The 19,550-nt window shown below is 70.3% G+C and carries 21 protein-coding genes and 1 pseudogene; 9 read left to right on the top strand and 13 right to left on the bottom strand.

The window, feature by feature from the left end; all coding sequences use genetic code 11:
* Window positions 1-13: 13 nt before the first annotated feature.
* From HEB94_RS13630 to HEB94_RS13615, 4 genes are all read right to left on the bottom strand, one after another.
* Entirely contained in the window at window positions 14-2,134 is a 2,121-nt protein-coding gene (locus HEB94_RS13630; RefSeq protein ID WP_192750229.1) for an ABC transporter substrate-binding protein, read from the bottom strand.
* Between the two features lie 150 nt (window positions 2,135-2,284).
* Window positions 2,285-3,535, bottom strand: coding sequence for a sigma-70 family RNA polymerase sigma factor (locus tag HEB94_RS13625; protein ID WP_192756424.1), 1,251 nt, complete (start codon window positions 3,533-3,535; stop codon window positions 2,285-2,287).
* Complete coding sequence (locus HEB94_RS13620) at window positions 3,535-3,948, bottom strand: YciI family protein (RefSeq protein ID WP_202897169.1); 414 nt, start codon at window positions 3,946-3,948, stop codon at window positions 3,535-3,537. The genes HEB94_RS13625 and HEB94_RS13620 overlap by 1 nt, the downstream gene beginning before the upstream one ends.
* A gap of 139 nt (window positions 3,949-4,087) precedes the next feature.
* A complete protein-coding gene (locus tag HEB94_RS13615; protein ID WP_192750227.1) occupies window positions 4,088-4,717 on the bottom strand; it encodes a TetR/AcrR family transcriptional regulator in 630 nt (209 codons plus the stop codon).
* Window positions 4,718-4,812: 95 nt separating this feature from the next.
* Here HEB94_RS13615 and HEB94_RS13610 point away from each other — a divergent pair, with 95 nt between their 5' ends.
* From HEB94_RS13610 to HEB94_RS13600, 3 genes are all read left to right on the top strand, one after another.
* Window positions 4,813-5,268, top strand: a complete 456-nt coding sequence (locus HEB94_RS13610) for a nitroreductase family deazaflavin-dependent oxidoreductase (RefSeq protein ID WP_192750226.1) — start codon at window positions 4,813-4,815, stop codon at window positions 5,266-5,268.
* A 135-nt stretch (window positions 5,269-5,403) separates the two neighbouring features.
* Window positions 5,404-5,895: an RNA polymerase sigma factor gene (locus HEB94_RS13605; protein WP_337917658.1), complete on the top strand. Its 492-nt coding sequence runs from the start codon at window positions 5,404-5,406 to the stop codon at window positions 5,893-5,895.
* Window positions 5,892-6,503, top strand: a complete 612-nt coding sequence (locus tag HEB94_RS13600) for a methylated-DNA--[protein]-cysteine S-methyltransferase (RefSeq protein WP_202896327.1) — start codon at window positions 5,892-5,894, stop codon at window positions 6,501-6,503. The genes HEB94_RS13605 and HEB94_RS13600 overlap by 4 nt, the downstream gene beginning before the upstream one ends.
* Window positions 6,504-6,546: 43 nt before the next feature.
* Here HEB94_RS13600 and HEB94_RS13595 read toward each other — a convergent pair whose 3' ends face one another.
* The 3 genes from HEB94_RS13595 to HEB94_RS13585 are packed head-to-tail and all read right to left on the bottom strand — an operon-like array spanning window position 6,547 to window position 9,052.
* Window positions 6,547-7,353 carry a family 1 encapsulin nanocompartment shell protein gene (locus tag HEB94_RS13595; RefSeq protein ID WP_192750224.1) on the bottom strand — a complete coding sequence of 269 codons (807 nt, stop codon included), beginning with the start codon at window positions 7,351-7,353 and terminating at the stop codon, window positions 6,547-6,549.
* Window positions 7,350-8,465, bottom strand: coding sequence for a Dyp-type peroxidase (locus HEB94_RS13590; RefSeq protein WP_192750223.1), 1,116 nt, complete (start codon window positions 8,463-8,465; stop codon window positions 7,350-7,352). Before HEB94_RS13590 ends, HEB94_RS13595 begins: the two co-directional genes overlap by 4 nt.
* 35 nt (window positions 8,466-8,500) lie before the next feature.
* Complete coding sequence (locus tag HEB94_RS13585) at window positions 8,501-9,052, bottom strand: hypothetical protein (protein WP_202896326.1); 552 nt, start codon at window positions 9,050-9,052, stop codon at window positions 8,501-8,503.
* Between the two features lie 308 nt (window positions 9,053-9,360).
* Between HEB94_RS13585 and HEB94_RS13580 the strand changes: the two genes are divergently transcribed.
* The 3 genes from HEB94_RS13580 to HEB94_RS13570 all read left to right on the top strand — a co-directional run bounded on the left by HEB94_RS13580 (window position 9,361) and on the right by HEB94_RS13570 (window position 12,190).
* Window positions 9,361-10,800 carry an MFS transporter gene (locus tag HEB94_RS13580; RefSeq protein ID WP_202897168.1) on the top strand — a complete coding sequence of 480 codons (1,440 nt, stop codon included), beginning with the start codon at window positions 9,361-9,363 and terminating at the stop codon, window positions 10,798-10,800.
* 76 nt (window positions 10,801-10,876) lie between these two features.
* Window positions 10,877-11,599 (top strand): MBL fold metallo-hydrolase, encoded by a 723-nt coding sequence (locus tag HEB94_RS13575; RefSeq protein ID WP_192750221.1) that lies wholly within the window; start codon window positions 10,877-10,879, stop codon window positions 11,597-11,599.
* 12 nt (window positions 11,600-11,611) lie between these two features.
* A complete protein-coding gene (locus HEB94_RS13570) occupies window positions 11,612-12,190 on the top strand; it encodes a TetR/AcrR family transcriptional regulator (RefSeq protein WP_192750220.1) in 579 nt (192 codons plus the stop codon).
* A 69-nt stretch (window positions 12,191-12,259) separates the two neighbouring features.
* Here HEB94_RS13570 and HEB94_RS13565 read toward each other — a convergent pair whose 3' ends face one another.
* The 5 genes from HEB94_RS13565 to HEB94_RS13545 all read right to left on the bottom strand — a co-directional run bounded on the left by HEB94_RS13565 (window position 12,260) and on the right by HEB94_RS13545 (window position 16,311).
* Window positions 12,260-12,649 carry an MmcQ/YjbR family DNA-binding protein gene (locus tag HEB94_RS13565; protein ID WP_192750219.1) on the bottom strand — a complete coding sequence of 130 codons (390 nt, stop codon included), beginning with the start codon at window positions 12,647-12,649 and terminating at the stop codon, window positions 12,260-12,262.
* A 42-nt stretch (window positions 12,650-12,691) separates the two neighbouring features.
* On the bottom strand, window positions 12,692-13,528 hold the full coding sequence (locus HEB94_RS13560) for a helix-turn-helix transcriptional regulator (RefSeq protein ID WP_192750218.1): 837 nt from the start codon (window positions 13,526-13,528) through the stop codon (window positions 12,692-12,694).
* A 127-nt stretch (window positions 13,529-13,655) separates the two neighbouring features.
* Window positions 13,656-14,546: an oxidoreductase gene (locus HEB94_RS13555; protein WP_192750217.1), complete on the bottom strand. Its 891-nt coding sequence runs from the start codon at window positions 14,544-14,546 to the stop codon at window positions 13,656-13,658.
* A gap of 137 nt (window positions 14,547-14,683) precedes the next feature.
* Window positions 14,684-15,508, bottom strand: coding sequence for an SDR family NAD(P)-dependent oxidoreductase (locus HEB94_RS13550; protein WP_192750216.1), 825 nt, complete (start codon window positions 15,506-15,508; stop codon window positions 14,684-14,686).
* Window positions 15,509-15,510: 2 nt separating this feature from the next.
* Window positions 15,511-16,311, bottom strand: coding sequence for an SDR family NAD(P)-dependent oxidoreductase (locus tag HEB94_RS13545; protein WP_192750215.1), 801 nt, complete (start codon window positions 16,309-16,311; stop codon window positions 15,511-15,513).
* A gap of 242 nt (window positions 16,312-16,553) precedes the next feature.
* On the opposite strand from HEB94_RS13545, the pseudogene HEB94_RS54580 reads away from it, so the two are divergent.
* From HEB94_RS54580 to HEB94_RS13535, 3 genes and pseudogenes are all read left to right on the top strand, one after another.
* Window positions 16,554-16,841, top strand: a pseudogene (locus HEB94_RS54580) (SDR family NAD(P)-dependent oxidoreductase); the annotation flags it as partial.
* A gap of 82 nt (window positions 16,842-16,923) precedes the next feature.
* The gene (locus HEB94_RS52415) at window positions 16,924-17,202 is read left to right on the top strand and encodes an SDR family NAD(P)-dependent oxidoreductase (protein ID WP_202896325.1); all 279 of its coding nucleotides are present in this window, start codon (window positions 16,924-16,926) and stop codon (window positions 17,200-17,202) included.
* A 112-nt stretch (window positions 17,203-17,314) separates the two neighbouring features.
* Complete coding sequence (locus HEB94_RS13535; RefSeq protein WP_192750214.1) at window positions 17,315-18,886, top strand: FAD-dependent oxidoreductase; 1,572 nt, start codon at window positions 17,315-17,317, stop codon at window positions 18,884-18,886.
* A 51-nt stretch (window positions 18,887-18,937) separates the two neighbouring features.
* Here the strand turns inward: HEB94_RS13535 and HEB94_RS13530 are convergent, their stop codons facing one another.
* Window positions 18,938-19,489 carry a DUF302 domain-containing protein gene (locus HEB94_RS13530; RefSeq protein WP_192750213.1) on the bottom strand — a complete coding sequence of 184 codons (552 nt, stop codon included), beginning with the start codon at window positions 19,487-19,489 and terminating at the stop codon, window positions 18,938-18,940.
* Between the last annotated feature and the right edge of the window lie 61 nt (window positions 19,490-19,550).

Genomic DNA, 19,550 nt, shown 5'->3' with positions numbered 1-19,550 from the left:
CAAGCTCTCGAACTCAGGTGTGCTCGTCCGGGTTGGACCAGAAGTAGGTCTCCGGGTCGTAGACCGCGGGCGTCGGGTGCTGCCACGGGTTGACGAAGCCGCCCAGGGCGAGGTTGTCCCGGCGCGGGACGTTCCGCAGGTCCTTGTGGACCAGCACCAGCTGAGGCGTGTTGGCCACCGTACCCATGTAGAACGGGCCGTCTGTGACGTGGACCTTCACCATCTCCCAGGCCAACTGGCGACGCTTGACCTCGTCCGGCTCCAGCTTGCTCTGGTCGTAGAGCTTCCACAGCTTGGCGATCGGCCCCTTCGGGTCCGGCTCCATCCGCGGCGGCGTGCGCTTGAACGGGTCGACGTCCAACTGCTGCTTCTCCTGGGGAGTCCCCCGCAGGTTGTAGAACTGACCCTCGAGCGGCGCCCAACGGGTCGGCTCGATCGGGATCAGCCAGGCCGGCTGCGTCAGGTGGTCCGGGCCGTTACCGACCTCCCAGGCGCACTGCGACTCCAACGCGCCGGAGTTCCACTGGTCGCCATACGCGTCGGGCGGTACGGGGTTCAGGTTCACCGTCACGCCAATGGCTTCCCAGTCCCGCTTGAGCAGGTTGTTCTTCTGCTGGTGGTCCTTGGTGGTGTCGGCCGGGTAGTCGAGCCGGATCTTCAGTTTCGTCCCGTCCGGCATCTCCCGCAGACCGTCACCGTCCTTGTCGACGACACCGATGCCGTCGAGCAGGGTCTTCGCCTGGGCCGGGTCGTACTTCACGAACGAGTCGCGCCACTGCCGGTAGACCTGCTTGCCCTGGTCGTTGACCTGGTACTCGACCGCCTTCGGGCTCATCGTTCCGGTGGTCGGTTCGCCGGTCTCGAAGTAGATCGACTTCTTGATCTCGGCCCGGTTGACGGCGAGGGACAACGCCTGGCGGAACTTCGGCTCCCGGATCAGCGCACGCATGCGCTCGTCCTTGTGGTCGTAGTTGAAGAAGAACATCGACCCGGTGCCGCTCCCGCTGTCCCACAAGAGGACCTCGAGGCTGCTCCGCTGCGCGGTCTGCTTGAAGCCGGACACGTCGGCCAGGGTGAGCCCGGAGAACGGCCCGTGCACGTAGTCGAGCTTGCCCTCCTGCATCTGCAGCCGGCCGACCTCGGGATCATCGACGACGGTGAACGTGAGCGTGTCGATGTTGGGCAGCTGCCGACCGGCCTTGTCCACGCACCAGTAGTAGGGGTTGCGGTCCCAGATCGCCTGGCGGCCGTCCCGGTAGGACTTGAGCCGCCAACCCGACATTGTCGGGCACTCGGCGTTGGCGGAGTAGTCACGCTTGCGCTCGAACTCGCCGTCGGCGCTGGCCCAGTTCTTCTTGACCGCCTTGTTGTAACGGGGATGGAACTGCTTCATGTAGTGCTTGGGTTCCATCCAGGTCGCGCCGTTGCCGCGCTTGGTGTAACCCGCCAACCGCAGGGCCGTGAGGGGCGCCGGGGCGTCGAACTTCAACACCAGCGTCCGTTCGTCGGGCGCGGTGAGCTTCATGATCGTGCCCTTGCCGGACCGGGCCTCGTCGGGAGGAACTTCGGAGTGCTCCTCGTTGAGGACCATGTCCTCCCACCAGAACATGATGTCGGCGGTGGTCCACGGCTCGCCGTCCGACCACTTCAGGCCCTCACGGAAGTGCAGCGTCCACTCCGACGCGTCGTCGTTGGCCTCCCAGCTCGACACCAGCCCCGGTGCGACGTCGAGGCCGTCGTTGATGAACCGCAGCAGGGAATGGCCGTACATGTACTCCCGGATCTGCAGGTCGTTCGTCGCGGGCACGGACACCAGCAGGTTGCCGCCGTACTTGCCTGGTTCGAGCCACCGGTGCGGTACGACGTACGGCTCGGTCGGCAGCCGCTTGTCCACCGCCGGGAGACCACCGGACTTGACCTGCGCCGAGAGCATCGGCGCCTCCTGGAACTTCGCGGGCGCCTGGAGCGGCTTGGTCTCTGATCCCTTGCCCGTCGGCCCGTTCGCGGCCTTCCCGCCCGCCGACGAGGCGCCGCCGCCGTCACCTGAGGAGCAGGCACCCAACATGACAGCGCCGGCCGTGAGAGCGGATCCGTAGAGGAACGTTCGCCGGTCCAGCGCACCGATTCTTGCCATTTCGATTACATCCCTTACTCGACGTCGACCTGCAACCCTCTCTACTTCAACGATGGAAATCGAGCCCGGCAAGGGGCCTTTGGAGCATCCGGTCCAGGATCGGCCATGTCCGTGACCAGAATCGGCCGCCCGCAAGGGTTTGAGCGACCTCTACCGGACGTCGTCGAGCGTGGCCGCGCGGGCGTGGAGGTACCGCTGCCGCGGAAGGCTGGTCGTTCGCTCGGCAGCGGCGCGGTAGGCCTCGCGAGCGGCCGCCCGCTCCCCCGCGACCTCCAGCAGGTGCGCGCGAACGGCGTACAGCCGGTGGTCCTCGGCGATCCGCTCGTCGACCTCGAGCTTCTCCAGCAGCGCGAGGCCGGCATGTGCACCCTGGACCATCGCCACCGCGACGGCGTGGTTCAACGCCACCACGGGATTGTTCGACAGGCGCATCAACACGTCGTACAACGCCAGGATCTGCGGCCAGTCCGTCTGCTCCGGGCTCGGCGCCTCGTCGTGGACGGCCGCGATGGCCGCCTGGACCTGGTAGGGACCCGTCGGACCCCGGGGCAGGGCCTCACTGAGAAGGGCGATCCCCTCGGCGACGAGCACACCGTCCCAACGGCTTCGATCCTGCTCGGCCATCGGGATCAGCGCGCCGTCCGGCCCGGTCCGCGCCGCCCGGCGTGCGTCGGTGAGGAGCATCAGCGCGAGCAGTCCGGCCACCTCGGCGTCCTCGGGCAGCAGCCGGTGCAGCGTACGGGTGAGCCGGATCGCCTCCGAGGAGAGTTCGACGCGTTGCAGGCTCGGGCCTGTCGTCGCGGCGTACCCCTCGTTGAAGATCAGGTAGAGCACGTGCAGCACCACGCCGAGCCGTTCGGCCTGCTCGGCGGCCGGTGGCATGCGGAACGGGACGCGGCTCTCCCTGATCCGCTGCTTGGCCCTGCTGACGCGCCGCGTCATGGTCGCTTCCGGCACCAGGAACGCGCGGGCCACCTCAGCGGTGGTGAGGCCGCCCACCGCCCGCAGCGTCAGGGCGATCTGCGACGCCGGGGACAGGGAGGGATGGCAGCACATGAACAGCAGGATCAGCGTGTCGTCGGCCTCCACCGACCGGTCGGCGCCGGGAGCGAGCCAGTCGTCGGGCAGCGCCCACCGGGCGACGGTGTCCTCGCGGCGTTGCCGGGCCTGTTCGCTGCGCAGAAGGTCGGTCAGCCGGCGCGAGGCGACCGTGATCAGCCAGGCGCGCGGACTGTCCGGGGTTCCCCCGGCGGGCCACTGGTCGGCGGCCGCGATCAGGGCCTCCTGTACGGCGTCCTCGGCCAGGTCGAAGTGGCCGTAGCGGCGGACGACCGCGCCGAGGACCCGCGGCGCCAGCAGACGCAGCAGGTCCTCGAGGTCGTGATCGGACGCGGACGTGATCAGAGCTCCGGTTCGGGCGCGTACTCGTCGATCGGGCGTACGTCGACGTACCAGCCGTTGGTCATCGTCGCGTGCTCTGGATGCGGCGTCTTGGCGAGACGCGCGGCGATCTCGGTCGCCCGGTCGAAGCTCTCGCACTCGACGATCGTGTAGCCGGCCAGGACCTCCTCGGTCTCGGGATAGGGTCCGTCGGTCACGACCGGTACGCCGTCGCGCACCTGCACTCTTCTCGCGTGGGCGGGAGCGCTCAGGCCGCGTGCGTCGACGAACTCCCCCGAAGCCACCAGCTCGTTGTTCCACTCCGCCATGAACGTGTGGAGGGCGGCGATCTCCTCCGGCGTCCAGGCGGGGCTGTCGGTGGCCTTGCCGGTCAGCATGTCGTAGTCCCGCTGCGACCCGGCCATCATGATCATGTACTTCACGGCAGTCTCCTCTCCGGCGGCGCCTCCTCGGCGCCTTTCAGCAGGGACGTCGAGGCCGCCGCCCGCGACCGGACATCCGCCAGGACCGAGTTTCCCGAGTTCCGGTCACTCTGGATAACCCGGGCCAGGGTCAGTCGGCGCACAACTGGCCGCGCAGGACGTCGTACACCCATCGCTCCCACCGCTGCGACGACCAGCCGCGATCCCGGACGAGCAGCAGGTAGAGCTCCGGACTGAGTACGCCGTACAGCACGTCGGCGGCCTCGTCGGCGGTCAGCCCGGCACGCACCCCCGGCTTGGCCACGAGCGCCTTCGCCGTCGCCGACTGGACGGTGAACCGCGGGTCGGGGTCGGCCCACATGGGCTCGACCTCCGGATCCGCCGCGGCCGCGGCACGGACGACCTCGATGATCGGGGCGACCCGTTCGAGCAGGGCACGGACGCCCTTCACCTGTTCCCGCAGCTGCTCCGGTGCGGTCCGCGCGGCCAGGACGGCGTGGAACCACGGCCGCTCCATGGTCGCGAGCGGCTCGTCGTCACCCGCGATGGAGACGTCGACGACCTCCTTGAGCAGGGCCCGTTTGTTGCCGAACGTGAAGTAGATCGTCTGGACGGCGACGCCGGCCCGGGTCGCCACGTCCTGCAGCATCGTCGCGCCGTAGCCCTGCTCGATGAACAGGTCGCGGGCCGCGTCACGGATCTTCCGCCGGGTCTCGCGGGTCTTCTCCGCTCGCTTTCCACCGCTCTTGACAGGGGTCATGGCTGTAGCTTATCTCTAGAGTTCGACTCTAACGAAGCGCGGGCAGACGCGCGGAAGCACACCCCGCCGCCCCGCGGCGGACAGAGAGGTGCGAAATGGCCAGAGCGAAGGACGTCCTCTACCGATGTGCCACCAGACTCCACCGGGCCGCGTTCAGCGCCAGCAAGGGGCGCCTCTTCGGCCGCGCGATGGGAATGCCGGTCGTCGAGCTGATCACCACCGGGCGCAGGTCCGGAAGCGAACGCTCGACCATGCTCACCGTCCCCATCGTCGAGGACGGTCGGATCGTGCTGGTCGCGTCGTTCGGCGGCGACGACCGCAACCCCGCGTGGTACCTCAACCTCCGCGCCAACCCGAAGGTGCGGGCCGTCATGGCGGGAACGGCGCGCCGCATGGTCGCCCGTACGGCGACCAGCGAGGAGCGGGCCGCCCTGTGGCCGCGGATCATCGCGACGTTCCAGGGGTACGCCAACTACCAGTCCCGAACCTCGCGACCCATTCCGGTGGTGATCCTCGAGCCCGCCACTGAGGACCAGGCGCGCACCTCGTGACCGGGACCGGCCTGGACGCGCACCTCTGACGCGTGCCAGCCTGGGAAGGAGGGTGCTGCCGCCCCCCGACCGGGCGGGCATCCTCCTCGCCGACCCTCACGTTCCGGGCGGCCCGGACGTCTACCAGGTGTGACCGTGCGACCTTTCGAACAGATCGTGGCCGACTACGGGCCGACGGTGCTCCGCGTGTGCCGCGCCGTGGTCGGCCCCACCGACGCGGAGGACGCCTGGTCGGAGACGTTCCTGTCGGCGCTGAAGGCCTACCCGGAGCTCCCCGAGGACGCGAACGTCGAGGCCTGGCTGGTCACGATCGCCCACCGCAAGGCCGTGGACCTCACCCGGGCACGGGCTCGTCGACCGATCGCCGTGGACGAGGTACCCGACCGGCCCACCCGGAACGGCCGCCCGGACGACTGGGACGGCGACCTGTGGGACGCGCTCCGGACGCTTCCGGCCAAGCAGCGGGCGGCGGTCGCCTACCACTATCTCGTCGGCCTGCCCTACAAGGAGATCGCCGCCATCGTCGGGAGTTCTCCGGACGCCGCGCGCCGGGCGGCCGCCGACGGGATCAAGACCCTGCGCGCGGCGTACCCGCACGGCGCGACCCTGGGAGGAAAGACCCCATGATGACCACCGACCCCGAACGCCTGTTCGCCTCGCTCCCGACGCTCGACCCGGAGGCCAACGCCCGTCTGCACGCGCGGTTGGTCGCCGCTGCGGAACGGGACGGCATCCTCGACGTCGCCTATCGCACCATCGACACACCCGTCGGTCCGCTGCTGCTCGCCGCGACCGAGCAGGGCCTGTTCCGGGTGGCCTATGCCCGCGAGGACCACGACGCGGTCCTGGCCCGGCTGGCCGACGTGGTGAGCCCCCGCATCCTGCACGCTCCGGGCCGGCTGGACGAGGTGAGCAGGCAGTTCGAGGAGTACTTCGACCGGCGGCGCCACACCTTCGACGTCCCGCTGGACTTCCGACTGTCCAAGGGGTTCCGTCGGGAGGTCCTCGCGCACCTGCCCGAGATCGGCTACGGCCACACCAGCAGCTACGCCGAGGTCGCCGCGGCCGCGGGCAGCCCGAGGGCCGTTCGGGCCGTGGGTACCGCCTGCGCCACGAACCCGCTGCCGGTCGTGGTGCCCTGCCACCGGGTGGTGCGTTCCGACGGAAGCTTCGGCGGGTACGTCGGTGGCCCGGACGCGAAGCGCGCCCTGCTGACCCTCGAGGCGACGGCCTGACCGGACGTGATCGACCCGAAGCGAGGTCAGCCGGCCGCTGAGGTCAGCTGGCCTGTGGGGTGAGTGCCACCGCCGCCTCGCTGGTGTACATCGTGAAGGTCAGCGACTCCTGGAGGTACAACCGCACGGTCTCCAGGTCGTGTGAGAGGTAGCCGATGGACAGGTCCTGCCCGACGTGCAGCTCGTAGTCCCCGCCGCGGGTGGACACCACGAACGCGCCGTCGATGGCGGGCGCCCAGATGATGTCGCCGTCGACCACCCGCGCGAGGTGGGCGCTGATCGGGTATCCGTGGTCCGACGTCTCCGTCACCAGGGTGTAGGCGTCGGCACTGAGCAGCAGGGAGTAGGGCCCGTTGACGCCGGCGAGTCGCAGCGAGGTCAGCGCCTGGCTGACCGTGTTGAGGTAGTCGCGCGGGTCGGCGGGGAGGGTGAGGGTGGGGTTCGACGAGCTCTCCCGGATGCCGGCGATCCTGGCCGCGGGGTACCCCTCGAACACCGCCCGGTCCTCGGTCAGCGCCATCAGGCGGGCCGCGTCCTTCACCGGTTGCCAGTCCGAGTCCTTCGAGCCCCGCTCGACGTCGTCGACGGCCTGACGGCTGACGGTGAACGGCACGCGCAGCTCCACGGCGGGTTGGGCGACCCGGGCCCGCGCCATGACCCCCGCCGCGGGCGGCTCGATCGTGGTGAGGTGGCCCGTACCCACGGCGGCCAGAATGAGGTCGCCGGGTCCGTCCATGTCGACCACGCGGCGCGCGGCCACGTGGAGGGTGAACGTACGCCGGGCCTCCTCCTCGATCTCGGCCCAGGCGGCGGTCGAGACCGGCGCGAGTTCGCGGTAGAGGTTGTTCATCGCGGCGTGCTCCTTCGCAGGCTGCCGATGCGGAGCGAACCGTCCGGGACGTCCGGGTTCGCCGTGGCGTTCGTCCCGTCCGGCACCGAGGGGGTCGCCTCCGCCGTCGAGGGGGTGGCATCCGTCGCGGTCATCGGCGCGGGCAGGTCGGCCAGGTCGTCGAGGAAGTCGGCCGTGGGCACGAAGAAGAGGTTGCCCGTCACCGCGGTGGAGAAGTCCAGGATCCGGTCGTGGTTACCGGGCGGCTCACCGACGAACATCCTGACCAGCATCCGCTCGGTGACGCTGGGCGTACTGGCGTAGCCGATGAAGTAGGTGCCGAACTCGCCGCGCCCCGGCGCGCCGAACGCCATGTTGTCGCGCACGATCTGTCGTTCGGTTCCGTCCGGGTCGACGATCGTGGACAACGCCACGTGGGAGTTGGCGGGCTTGACGTCGTCGGGCATCTCGATGTCGGCGAGCTTGCTCCGCCCGATCACCCGCTCCTGCGCCTCGACGGGGAGGGCGTTCCAGGTCGCCATGTCGTGCAGATACTTCTGGACGATGACGTAGCTGCCGCCGGCGAACTCCGGATCCGCGCCGATGGTGACCGCGTCGAAGGCCGCATGTCCGGTGGGGTTCTCGGTCCCGTCCACGAAGCCGAGCAGGTCACGCTCGTCGAAGTACCTGAAGCCCTGCACCTCGTCGCACACCGTGACCGAGGAGGCGAGGCGGTTCATGATCTGGGTCTCCAGCTCGAAGCACAGGTCCAGCTCCGTCGAGCGGATGTGGAAGAGCAGGTCGCCCGGTGTGGAGACGGCGACGTGCCGGTCGCCGCGGATCTCCGGGAGGGGATGCAGTTCGGCCGGGCGCGGACCGCTGACCAGCCGGTCCCAGGCGTCCGAGCCGATGCCGACGACGCAGGTGAGGCCACCGGCCGGGATCCGGAAGCCGACCGAACGCTGCAGCCCGGACACGTCGGACAGCAGGTCGCGTACGTCGTCCTCGGCCCCGGGATCGATGGTGACGACCAGGAAGATCGCCGCGCCGGCGGGCGGTGCCAGGACGGGCTGCGACTCGGCCGGGGCCGCGGAGGGCGCCAGGGTGACGGACGGGGACACCGGCGTGGTCATGAGGCGAGAACTCCCTTTCGTGACGCCCGGCGTCCCTACGACCGGGCGAGCCGGCCGCCGAGGACGCGCGACAGCGGGGTGAGCCAGTGCCGGCGTTCCGCCGTGTTGAGGCCGTCGTCGCCGTCCAGGCCGTCCAGGACCGCGACGGTGACGGCGGCGTAGGCGAGGTGCGGAAGGACGTCGGCCACCCAGTCCGTCGCCGCCCAGGTGCGTGGGTCGGTGACACCGAGGGCGGTCATGGGTGTGTTGGTCGCGACCATGACACCCGCAGTGGCGGCGGCCATCGTGACGACCTTCCCGGAGTGCCAGCCCGTGCCACGGAGCAGGCCCAGCAACGCGCCGAAACCCACGCCGGCGACGATGCCGGTGAGCGGTGCCAGCCCGGCCACCCGGTTGGCCCGCGCTCCGTCCGTACCCGGTATGGGGATGTGGCTGCGCCGGGAGAACGTCTCGATCGTCGCCTCGGGCGTCGTACTGGCGGGGCGGGCCCGGGTGACCATGTCGACGTAGCTGACGACGTTGAGCGCCGTCGTACCGGCCGCGCCGGCGGCGGCACCGCGCAGTGTGGCGAGGACCACCCGCTTCATGGTGGGGATCGTTCCCAACCGCGCCCCGGTGACAACCAGGTAGCCGTCGCGGATGGCCAACCGGTGTGACGGCGTGAGAGTTCGGCCATGTGTCTCGGAGTGCTCCCGGGGTAGCGTCCATGTACCCCGTGGCCGAGGCGTGTCGAGACCACGTTGCGAGGAGCGTGCCGAGATGACGGAGCCCACGGACTCGTCGAGGATGCCGTCGACCCGGAGGCCCGAGAACGGGATACGCCTGCCCCTGCAGAAGCACAGCGTCGTGCGGTGAGCCCACCGAGGCACCCCGAGGGGAGCCCTCCGTGCTGGAGATGAGCCACCGGCATCGCCTGCTGGTGCTCGGTATCTGCTGTACGAGCCTGCTGATCGTCAGCATGGACAGCACCGTCCTGAACGTCGCGTTGCCCACCCTTCGCAGGGACCTCGGCGCGTCGCTGTCGGACCTGCAGTGGACGATCGACGCCTACACGCTGGTGCTCGCCTCCCTGCTGTTGCTGGGCGGCTCGATGGCCGACCGGTTCGGACGCAAGCGGGTCTTCCAGATCGGGCTCGTGGTCTTCACCGCCGGGTCGCTGCTCTGCTCGGTCGCGCCGAGCCTCGAACTCCTGGTCGTCTTCCGGGTGCTGCAGGCGGTCGGTGGCTCCATGCTCAACCCGGTCGCCGTCTCCATCATCACCAACACCTTCACCGATCCCCGGGAACGCGCCCGGGCCGTCGGAGTGTGGGGGTCGGTCTTCGGCATCAGCATGGCCACCGGCCCGCTGGTGGGTGGCACGCTCGTCGAGGCGGTGAGCTGGCGGGCGATCTTCTGGATCAACATCCCGATCGGGCTGGCCGCGCTGGCCCTCACCCACCGATTCGTCCCGGAGTCCCGCGCCGCGAAACGACGCCGCTTCGACCCCGTGGGCCAGGTGCTGGTGATCGCCCTGCTGGGCTTCCTCACGTACGGCATCATCGAGGGCCCCGGCAGGGGCTGGCTCTCGCCGTGGATCCTCGGCTGCTTCCTGATCGCCCTCCTCGCCCTCGTCGCGCTGCTGCGGTACGAACGCCGGCACGCCGAACCCCTGATCAACCCGAGGTTCTTTGGCAGCGCGCCGTTCAGCGGCGCCACCGCGATCGCCGTCAGCACGTTCGCGGCCCTCGGCGGCTTCCTGTTCATCAACACCCTCTACCTGCAGGATGTCCGCGGCCTCTCCCCGCTGGACGCCGGGCTGTGGACCCTGCCGATGGCCGTCATGATCTTCGTCAGTGCCCCACTGTCCGGCCGCATGGTCGGCACGTTCGGCTCCCGCCCGTCCCTGCTCATCGGTGGCAGCGCGGTCGCCGTCAGCGGCGTACTGCTCGGTGCCCTGGAGGCGGAGACGTTTGTCCCGTTGTTGTTCACGAGCTACGTCCTGTTCGGGCTCGGCGTGGGGATGGTGAACGCCCCGATCACCACGACCGCCGTATCCGGCATGCCGCTGTCCCAGTCCGGTGTGGCCGCCGCGGTGGCGACGACGAGCCGGCAGGTCGGGCAGGCGCTCGGAGTGGCGGTGATCGGTGCGGCTCTCGCGGTGGGCGTCGGGGGCGGGAGCGCCGCCAGCATGGCCGGCGCCTTCGCCCGTGCCGACTTCGTCGACGCGGCCCGGCCGGCCTGGTGGATCATCACCGGCTGCGGCGTCCTGTCACTCGTCGTGGGCGCGGTCACGACCACCCGGTGGGCGGAGCGCACCGCGACGCGGACCGCCGAAGTGCTGCGGACCGGGACGTGAGGGCGGTCACCTTGACCATCTCTTCGAATCGTCGTAGCCTCCTAGCTAATCGCATTAGCTTTCAGGAGGATCACCCATGGCCAAGTCACCCGCCACCGAAGTCGCCCCCGGCGTCTTCCGTATCCCCACGGCACCGTGGGACCTGGTCAACTCCTACGCCTTCGTCGACGACGACGGGCAGGTGACACTGGTCGACACCGGCACCAAGAAGGCGCCGAAGAAGATCGTGGCGGCGCTCTCGTTCATCGGCAGCGCTCCCTCCCAGGTCACCCGGATCGTGATGACCCACGCCCACCCCGACCACGCCGGCGGGCTCGCCCGGATGGTCGACGAGACCGGCGCACCTGTCGTGGCACACGAGATCGACGCGCCCAACCTGCGCAGCGGGAAGACCCCCGGCCGCGACCTCTCGACGTTCGGCGGGCGCCTGCTCCAGCGGCTGCCCGACGGCGGCTTCCAGCCCGCCGAGGTCGCCGAGGAGTTCGTGGACGGCCAGGTCCTCGACATCGCCGGTGGCCTGGAGGTGATCCACACGCCCGGCCACAGCCCTGGGCACGTCGCGCTGCTGCACCGACCGAGCGGCGTCCTGATCACCGGCGACTCGATCTTCAACGTCCGCAACCTGCGCTGGTCGCCGAAGTCGTTCTGCACCAACTTCCAGCTCACCAAGCAGACGGCGACCCGGCTGGCCGAGTTCGACTACCGGGTGGCGGCCTTCACGCACGGACCGGAGATCAGCGACCAGCCGCGCGAGGCCATCCGCACCTTCCTGCGCCGCGAACGGGTGATGACCGCATGAGCGGAGGGGCAGATGCCTAGGGCCGGACTGTCGACCGCCGCGGTCGTGGACGCCGCGCTGGCACACGTCGACAAGAAGGGCGTCGAGGCACTGACTCTGGCCGCCGTCGCCGAGCACACCGGTGTCGCCGCACCCTCGCTCTACAAGCACGTTCGCAACCTCGCGGAGCTGCGCCGGCTGCTCGCCGTCCGGGCGTTGGAGGAGATCACCGGACGGCTCGCCTCGGCGGTGATGGGGCGCAGCGGCGACGACGCGGTGGGTGCGCTCATGCGGGCGTGGCGGGCGTACGCCTCGGAGCACCCGAACCGATACTCGATGTTGCCGCCTGACCCCCTGGCCGACCCGGTGCTGGCCGAGCCTGGCCGGCGCATGCTGGAGGTCGCCCTCGCCGTCCTGCGTGGCTACGGCCTCGGCGGAGCGGCCGCCATCCACGCCACCCGGAGCATCCGTGCCGCCATGCACGGGTTCGCCTCACTCGAGGCGGCCGGAGGTTTCGGCCTCTCCGAGGACCTCGACCTCAGCTACGACCAGTTGTGCGAGATGGTCACCGCGGGTCTGCGCCGACTCGCCGAGGCCAACTCGCCGAGCTGAGCCGATTCGCCGAACTGAGCCGATTCGCCGAGCTGAGCCGGCTCGACCCGCGCGCCGGCGGGTGGCGTCTCAGCGGTCCTGCACGGCGTCGAAGTCGTCGACCAGGGAGCGCGGGGCCTGGCAGCGCCAGGCATCGACCAGCAGCTCCTCCAGTTCGTCGACGGGAATCTTCGCCAGCCTGACCAGCACCGCCGGGAAGCCGTTGTAGTGCGGCTCGGTGAAGAACTTCTCCGGGTCGGAGGCGAGCAACGCCTGCTTCTCACTATCGTCGGCGACCCGGACGGCCAGGACCTCCGGCTGCGGTACCCGGGCGCGTTTGGGGTGGACGCGTTCCAGCCACACCCAGGCGAAGCCCTTCTGCTTGCCCTTGTTGGCAACGGAGAACGCGAAGTGGTCCGCGCCCTCAGACACCTCCGGCAGGGACAGTGCGATCCGGCGTACGTCGTCCTGGTCAGCCATCGACGGCCCCTCTCTCGCGGGGCCATCCTGCCAGCCGGACCGTCAGCCGGGCGGAACGTCCGCGCCGGACCGGAGGAGGGCGAGCGCCTCGGCGCTCGCACTGCCGGGCTCGGCCTGGTCGACGACGAGCTGCTGCCCGGGCGAGCCGTGGACGTCGAAGGCCTGGTGGACGAGGGCGAGGCGGCCGGCCTTCGGATGCTGGAAGTCCCTGGGCTCGCCGCTTCTCTCCCGCACGTCCTGTCGTACCCACAGCTCCTCGAAGGTGTCACTGCGCCGCGTGAGCTCGGCGACCAGGTCGAGCAGGCGCGGGTCACGCGGGTCGTACCCGGCCGCGAGTCGCAGGCGCGCGACGCAACGGGCCGCCGCGCGCTGCCAGTCGAGGTAGAACTCCCGGCCGGCGGGGTCGAGGAACGTCATCCGCGCCAGGTTGTCGGCGTGGGCGAAGCCGGCGTACAACGCGGAGGCCAGGCGGTTCCTCGCGAGGATGTCGAGGGTGCGGTTGACGACGTAGGCCGGCGTGGCCGGCCAGCTGTCCAGCAGGCGGGCCAGGTCGGGGTTGATCGTCCGCGTCGCGTTCCCATGGGCGGACGTCGTCGCGGCCCGGGGCAGGATCTCGGCGAGCCGGTACAGGTGGCCGCGTGCGTCGCCGTCGAGTCGGAACGTCCGAGCGAGCGCGTCGAGCACCTGCGGGGACGGATGGCGTTCCCGGCCCTGCTCGAGGCGCGTGTAGTAGTCGACGCTCACTCCCGCGAGCAGGGCGACCTCCTCGCGGCGCAGGCCGCGGACGCGTCGGACACCCGAACTGGGCATACCGACATCTTCTGGCTGGAGCATCGCACGCCGTGCCCGGAGGAACGGCCCGAGCTCTCCGCCAGACAACGTCCACGCTACGACGGATCTAGGACGGGTACGGCGCCCTCCGCGTTCGGCGGCGCACGCCGTCGCGCCCGCGCACCCGCCTTCGCGAACGCGCCGGGGCGGCCGGTCGCGAACCGGCCGGTAGTCCCTACGCGGCGACGTCGTCGTAGTCGGTGGCCTGCCCGAGTTGCCGCCAGGTGTCGAGTTCCTTCGCGACCAGCGCGATCTTCTCCTCCACGCGGGCGACACTGTCCGGCCCGAGTTGCAGCCTGGTCGGAGGATTCTCCACCTTGGTGACGTCCACGATCGCTTCGGCGGCCTTGCGGGGATCGCCGCGTTGGGTGCCGTTCTCGTCGTGCACGCCCGCCCGCCGCCGACCGGCTGTCGCCTCGTAGTCGTCGATGACGTCGGCGGCCAGGCGCACGCTCGAGGATCCGAGGAACTCGGTGCGGAACGAGCCGGGCTCGACGACGGTGGCCTTGACCCCCAGCCCGTCGAGGTCACCGAGCAGGGCCTCGGTGATTCCCTCGACGGCGAACTTGCTGGCGGCGTAGATGCCGGCGCCGCCCTTGCCGGGGTACTGCGAGTAGCCGCCGATGGAGCCGATGTTGACGATGTGTCCGGACCGCTGGCGCCGGAGTACGGGCAGGACCGCGCGGGTGACCGTGAGCAGGCCGAAGACGTTGACGTCGAACAACGCCCGGGTCTGCGCGTCGGAGATCTCCTCGATGGCGCCGATGATGCCGAACCCGGCGTTGTTGACGAGCACGTCGATCCGTCCGAACCGCGTGAGCGCCGCGTCGATCGCATTCTTGGCCTGGGCCGTGTCGGTGACGTCCAGGGGTACGACGAGCAGGTCCGGCGGGGCGGCGTCGAGCGCCGTGACGGCAGCGTCGGTGTCGACTGCGGAGTCGAGCGCCGCGACGACAGCGTCGGCGTCGCGGCCGGTGGCGACGACCTGGTCGCCTCGATCCAGCGCGGCCAGTGCGATCTCCCGGCCGAGGCCGCGGGAAGCACCGGTGACGAACCAAACGGACATGATCACCTTCCTCGCGTGACGGTGGCGACAGCCACGCCTTCACGCTAGGACGGCGCCGCGGCGCGACCAGGGTGCGTCACTCCTAGGATCGCCACCCACACCGGCCGTCAACGAGAGCTCAGTCGGGCAGCCGACGGTCAGCCAGGCAACGGATGCCCCGGCCGCTTCCGCCGGCGCAGCTGGAACAGGTCGGCGTCGGCGACCTCATCGGTCCGGCGCGCGATCTCCGCCAGGTCGTCCGCCGCGTCCACCCATCGTCCCGACAGCGCGTCGGCCCGGCCCGACGCCAGGAAGACGACGGCGGCGCCGGTGGCGCTCGCGGGTACGTCCGGCAGCGTTTCCAGGGCGCGGCCGAGGACCGGGCCGAGCCACCGAGCCGCCTCCGGGTTCTTGCTGATGTCGGCGCTCATCCCGATCCGGACCGAGCCGGGTTCGAGGGCGAAGACGTGGACGCCGTATCCCGCGGTCTCGGCCGCGAGGCAGTCGGTCAGTCGTACGGCGGCGGCCTTGGACGCGGCGTACCCGCTGTTGTACGGGAAGGGACGGCCCGCGGTTCCGGAGACGACGTTGACGATCCGCCCCTGTCCGCGGCCCACCATCGAGGGCAGGACCGCGGCACTGCACAGGAACGGACCGAGCAGGTTGACGGCGACGTCTCCCCACCACCGGTCGGCGTCGACCCGCCAGACCGGACCGAAGGTGGTGTTGCGGCCGGCGTTGTTCACCAGCAGGTCGATCTCGCCCAGGTCGCCGCGGATCCGCTCGAACGCCCGGCGCACGCTCTGTTCGTCGACCACGTCCACGGTGATCGCCTCGGCGCGCCCTCCCCTGTCCTGGATCCGCGCGGCGGTGGCGGCGATCTCGTCGGCGGAGCGGGCGACCACGCCCACCGCCGCGCCCGCGTCGGCGAGCGCGGTCGCGGTGACCTGACCGGCGAGGCTGATCGAGGCGGCGGAGCCCATGATCAGAAGGCCGTTCGGATGGTGCCGCCGTCGACGCGGAGGACGGCTCCACTCACGTAGTCGGCGAGCGGACTGGCGAGGTACACGACGGCGGCGGCGACCTCCTCCGGCCGACCAAGCCGCCCGATGTCGTTGGGCAGCAGGTCCCGGACGACGCCGCGCTCGATCTCCTCGGCGCTCTCGCCCCAGCCGAAGGCGGGCGCCGCCTCCTCGAAGATCCGCTGCACGGTCGACACCAGGATCGCGCCCGGGGAGACGACGTTGGACGTCACACCGGTGTCCTTCAGCTCACGTGCGAGGGAGACGGCGAGGTTGTGCCGGGCGGCAAGGGTCGCGTTGTAGAACGCTCCCTCGGCGGACGGCTGCTGCGCCAGTCCACCACCGATCTGGATGACGCGCCCCCATCCCCGGTCCCGCATGAGGGGTACCAGACGCTGGATCATCCGTACGCCGGACACGACGTTGGCGTCATAGGTCTCGAGCCACTCCTGCGAGGTGGTCTCGGCCCAGGACTTCGGCCAGTAGGTGCCGGCGTTGTTGACCAGGATGTCGACGTCACCGCCCGCGAGGGCCGCGCCCGCCACAGCGTCGGCTCCGGCATCGGTCCCGAGGTCCCCGAGCGCGACGTCGACCTTCCCGCCGTCGGCGCGGACCTGCTTGGCCACGGCATCGGCGCGCGTCTCGTCCCGGCCGTGTACGACGACCGCGACCCCTTCCTTCGCGAGAAGCCTGGCGGTCGCCGCACCAAGACCGGAACTCGATCCGGTCACCAGCGCCCGCCGGCCCGCCAGTTTGAGATCCATCCTCACCTCGGCCTCGGGATCGGTATCGGGGTCGGCATCCGCGGCTGCGAAAGAACGTACGGAATGGTCCGGTATACGCTCGTAGACTTATCGTCCCAGCGAGTATACGGTTGTAGACATGATCGCCGGCGACCTACGCCGCAATCCCGTCTTGCCCCACCTCGGCGCAACGCGGCATTGACGGGGAATGCGATCCCGCGGTCGGCCCGCGGTCCGCCCCTACCCGGTCAGGCTACGACGGTGTGGGCGTCCGCGAGATCGCGAAGGCGGCCGGAGTCACCGCGTCGCTGGTCAACTCGGAGTCGGGCATCAACGTCGTCCCGGTCGTGCTGGACGTGACCGACACCCCCAGCATCGAGGCGGTGGCCGCTCTCTTGCGCCGCGAACACGGCCGACTCGACGTACTCGTCAACAACGCGGCCATTCTGCGTCGGACACCGACCTTGGCCGTCACGGGGGACGACCTGGTAGAAACCTTCGAAACCAACGTGTTCGGCCTTCTCACCGTCACCCACACGATGCTTCCGCTGCTGCGGGAGGGGTCCGCGCCGCGGATCGTCAATGTCGCCAGTACGTCGGCCTCCCACGCCCACACCGCCGAATCTCGAGTCGATGTTCGCCCAGAGCGACACGAGCCTCGGCTACGCCGCGTCCAAGGCTGCGGTGACGATGCTCACCGCGCACTATGCCAACGCGTTCCGGCGAAGTGCCCACCATGCACACATCAAGGTCAACTCGGCGACTCCTGGCTACCTCGCCACCGATCTCAACGGTCACCACGGCACCCGGACTCCCGCGCAGGGCGCCCGCGTCGTCGTCTCGCTGGCCACCCTGCCGGCCGACGGGCCAAGCGGCGGCTTCTTCGACGAGGACGGACCCGTACCGTGGTAGGTGTCCTGTACCTTCTCGGGCGGGACGCTTCCACGACGCAGGCATGATCGCCGTGGCCCGGCGGCCTGGCTCCCCCTACGGCACGGCAGGCCCGGTTGGAGGGGGGCGCACTGTGGAGGGCCACGACGTCGTTCTGATCGGCAGCGGCCACAACGCACTGGTCACCGCGGCCTATCTCGCCCGGGCGGGCCACGACGTGATCGTGCTGGAACGCAACGACCGGCCGGGCGGACTGTGTCGAACCGAGGAGCTGACGCTGCCCGGCTTCCGGCACGACGTGTACTCCGCCTCCCATCCACTGCTGCTGGCCGGGCCCGTCATGCGTGAACTCGGCGACGAACTGGGCGCTCGCGGCCTCACCTATCTCAACACCGACCTCCCCACCGGAGTGTCGTTCTCGGACGGCCGGACCGCGGTGCTCCCGCGTTCGATGGACGCGATGGTCGCCGAGGCCGACCGGCTGGCCGCTGGTGACGGGGCCACCTTCGCGGCGTGGATGGAGTCGTTCGCGCCGTACGCGCCCGACGTCTTCGGGCTCTTCACCCAGGATCTCGCCGAGCCGGACGCGAGGGCGACGATCGACAGGTTGTTCAGCGGAGACGGACCGGGGCTGACACCACTCGCCTCGACGGTCTTCGAGACGGGGCGTAGGGAGGTGTCGCGATTCCGCTCACCGGTGCTCCAGGCGATGCTGGCGCCCTGGGTGATGCATCTGGGTCGGACACCGGACGAGGTGGGCAGCGGCATCTGGGTGATCCTGGTCGCGCTGGCGATCATGCAGGCCGGGATGCCGACTCCGGCGGGCGGGAGCGAAGCCCTGACCACGGCCCTGGCTCGGCTGGTGACCGACCACGGCGGGAAGGTCGTCACCGGAACCGAGGTCAGCGGAATCCTCGTCGAGAACGGGCGGGCGGTCGGGGTGCGCACCGACGAAGGTGAGCGGTACGCCGCGCGCGAGGCCGTGGTCGCCTCCACCAACGTCGACCAGCTCTATCTCCGCCTGCTCGGCGAGGACGCATCGGAGGAGCTGCGCGCCCAGGCCGCGGGATACAGGTACGGCCGAGGCTGCCTGCAGATCCACCTCGCCCTGCGGGAACCGCCACGATGGCCCGACCCTCGCTTCGCACGGGTCGGCCAGCCGCACTTCACCACCGGCCTGGACGGGTGCACGCTGGCGGCGGCGCAGGGCATGGCGGGCCTGCTCCCGGCCGAGCCGACGTTCACGGTCGACTGTCCGACCGCGCAGGACCCGAGCCGGGCACCGGACGGCGCGGCCATCATGCGGGTCCAGGTCCTGGAGATGCCGTGCCATCCACACGGCGACGCGGCCGGTGAGATCGAGGTCGGTGACGGTACCTGGACGCCGGAGCTGACCGCCCGCATGGCCGAGCGGGTGCTCGGGATCGTCGCGCAGCACGTCCCGAACATCCCGGACGCCGTGATCGGTCAGGCGGTCGTCACACCGGACGACATCGCGCGGTTCAACCCCAACTGCGGGCCCGGCGACCCCTACGGCGGAGCGAGCGACCTGGCCCAGGCCTACCTGCTGCACGCGATGCCGGGCCAACCCGGCCACCGCACCCCCGTCGAGGGTCTCTACCAGGTCGGCGCTGGCACCTGGCCCGGCCACGGAGTCAACGGCAACTCCGGATACATCGTGGCCCACCAACTGCTGGCGAGCTGAGCACACGACGCCCCCGGGCAAGCTCACCTTGCGCACCTGGCGGTCCCGGACTCACGATCCCCCGGACGCCGTCCCAGCCGTGAGCGCCGATGGCACCGGCGCGTTGAGGAAGGCCAGCAGACGCGCCAGCTTCCGGTCGAGTTCGATACCCACGGCCCTGATCGCCGGGATGCCGAAACTGGCGAACTGTCTGCTGGGCTGGTCGACCGTGAACCAGGTCCTCCCGTTGCCGTCCTCGTGGATCAGGACGCGTAACGGCGCGTAGAGCATGACCGACGGGTCGTGGCGGTACATGCGTTCGGCGATCACGACGTTGCCCATGAGGTACTGCACACACCGAGGCGGGTCGTCGGCCAGCCGCATGACCGCGCCGACGTCCAGGCGCCAGAACAACGCGAGGTCGTGACGGTAGGCCGAGGCCCGCTGGACCTGCTCCCAGTCGGCGTCCGCCCGGATCAGCGACTGGAACCGATCCTGGTCCACCAGTGGGACCGCCTGCTCGTAACGGTCGCGGAACTCCTCGAACCCGACGTCGATGGCGATCGCCAGCCGGTGCACCTCGTACGGGATGGTGCGGACGGGGCCTGCTGCCGGCGTCGCCATGGTTCTCGGGTCCTCACTACCGCTCGCCAGTGTTCTCACGTGGTGCCCACCCATGCTCGAC

This window comes from Actinopolymorpha pittospori (assembly GCF_014873875.1).
GTDB lineage: Bacteria > Actinomycetota > Actinomycetes > Propionibacteriales > Actinopolymorphaceae > Actinopolymorpha > Actinopolymorpha pittospori.
Note: the sequence above shows the minus strand (reverse complement) of the source record. Positions and strands in the feature narration are given on the sequence as shown.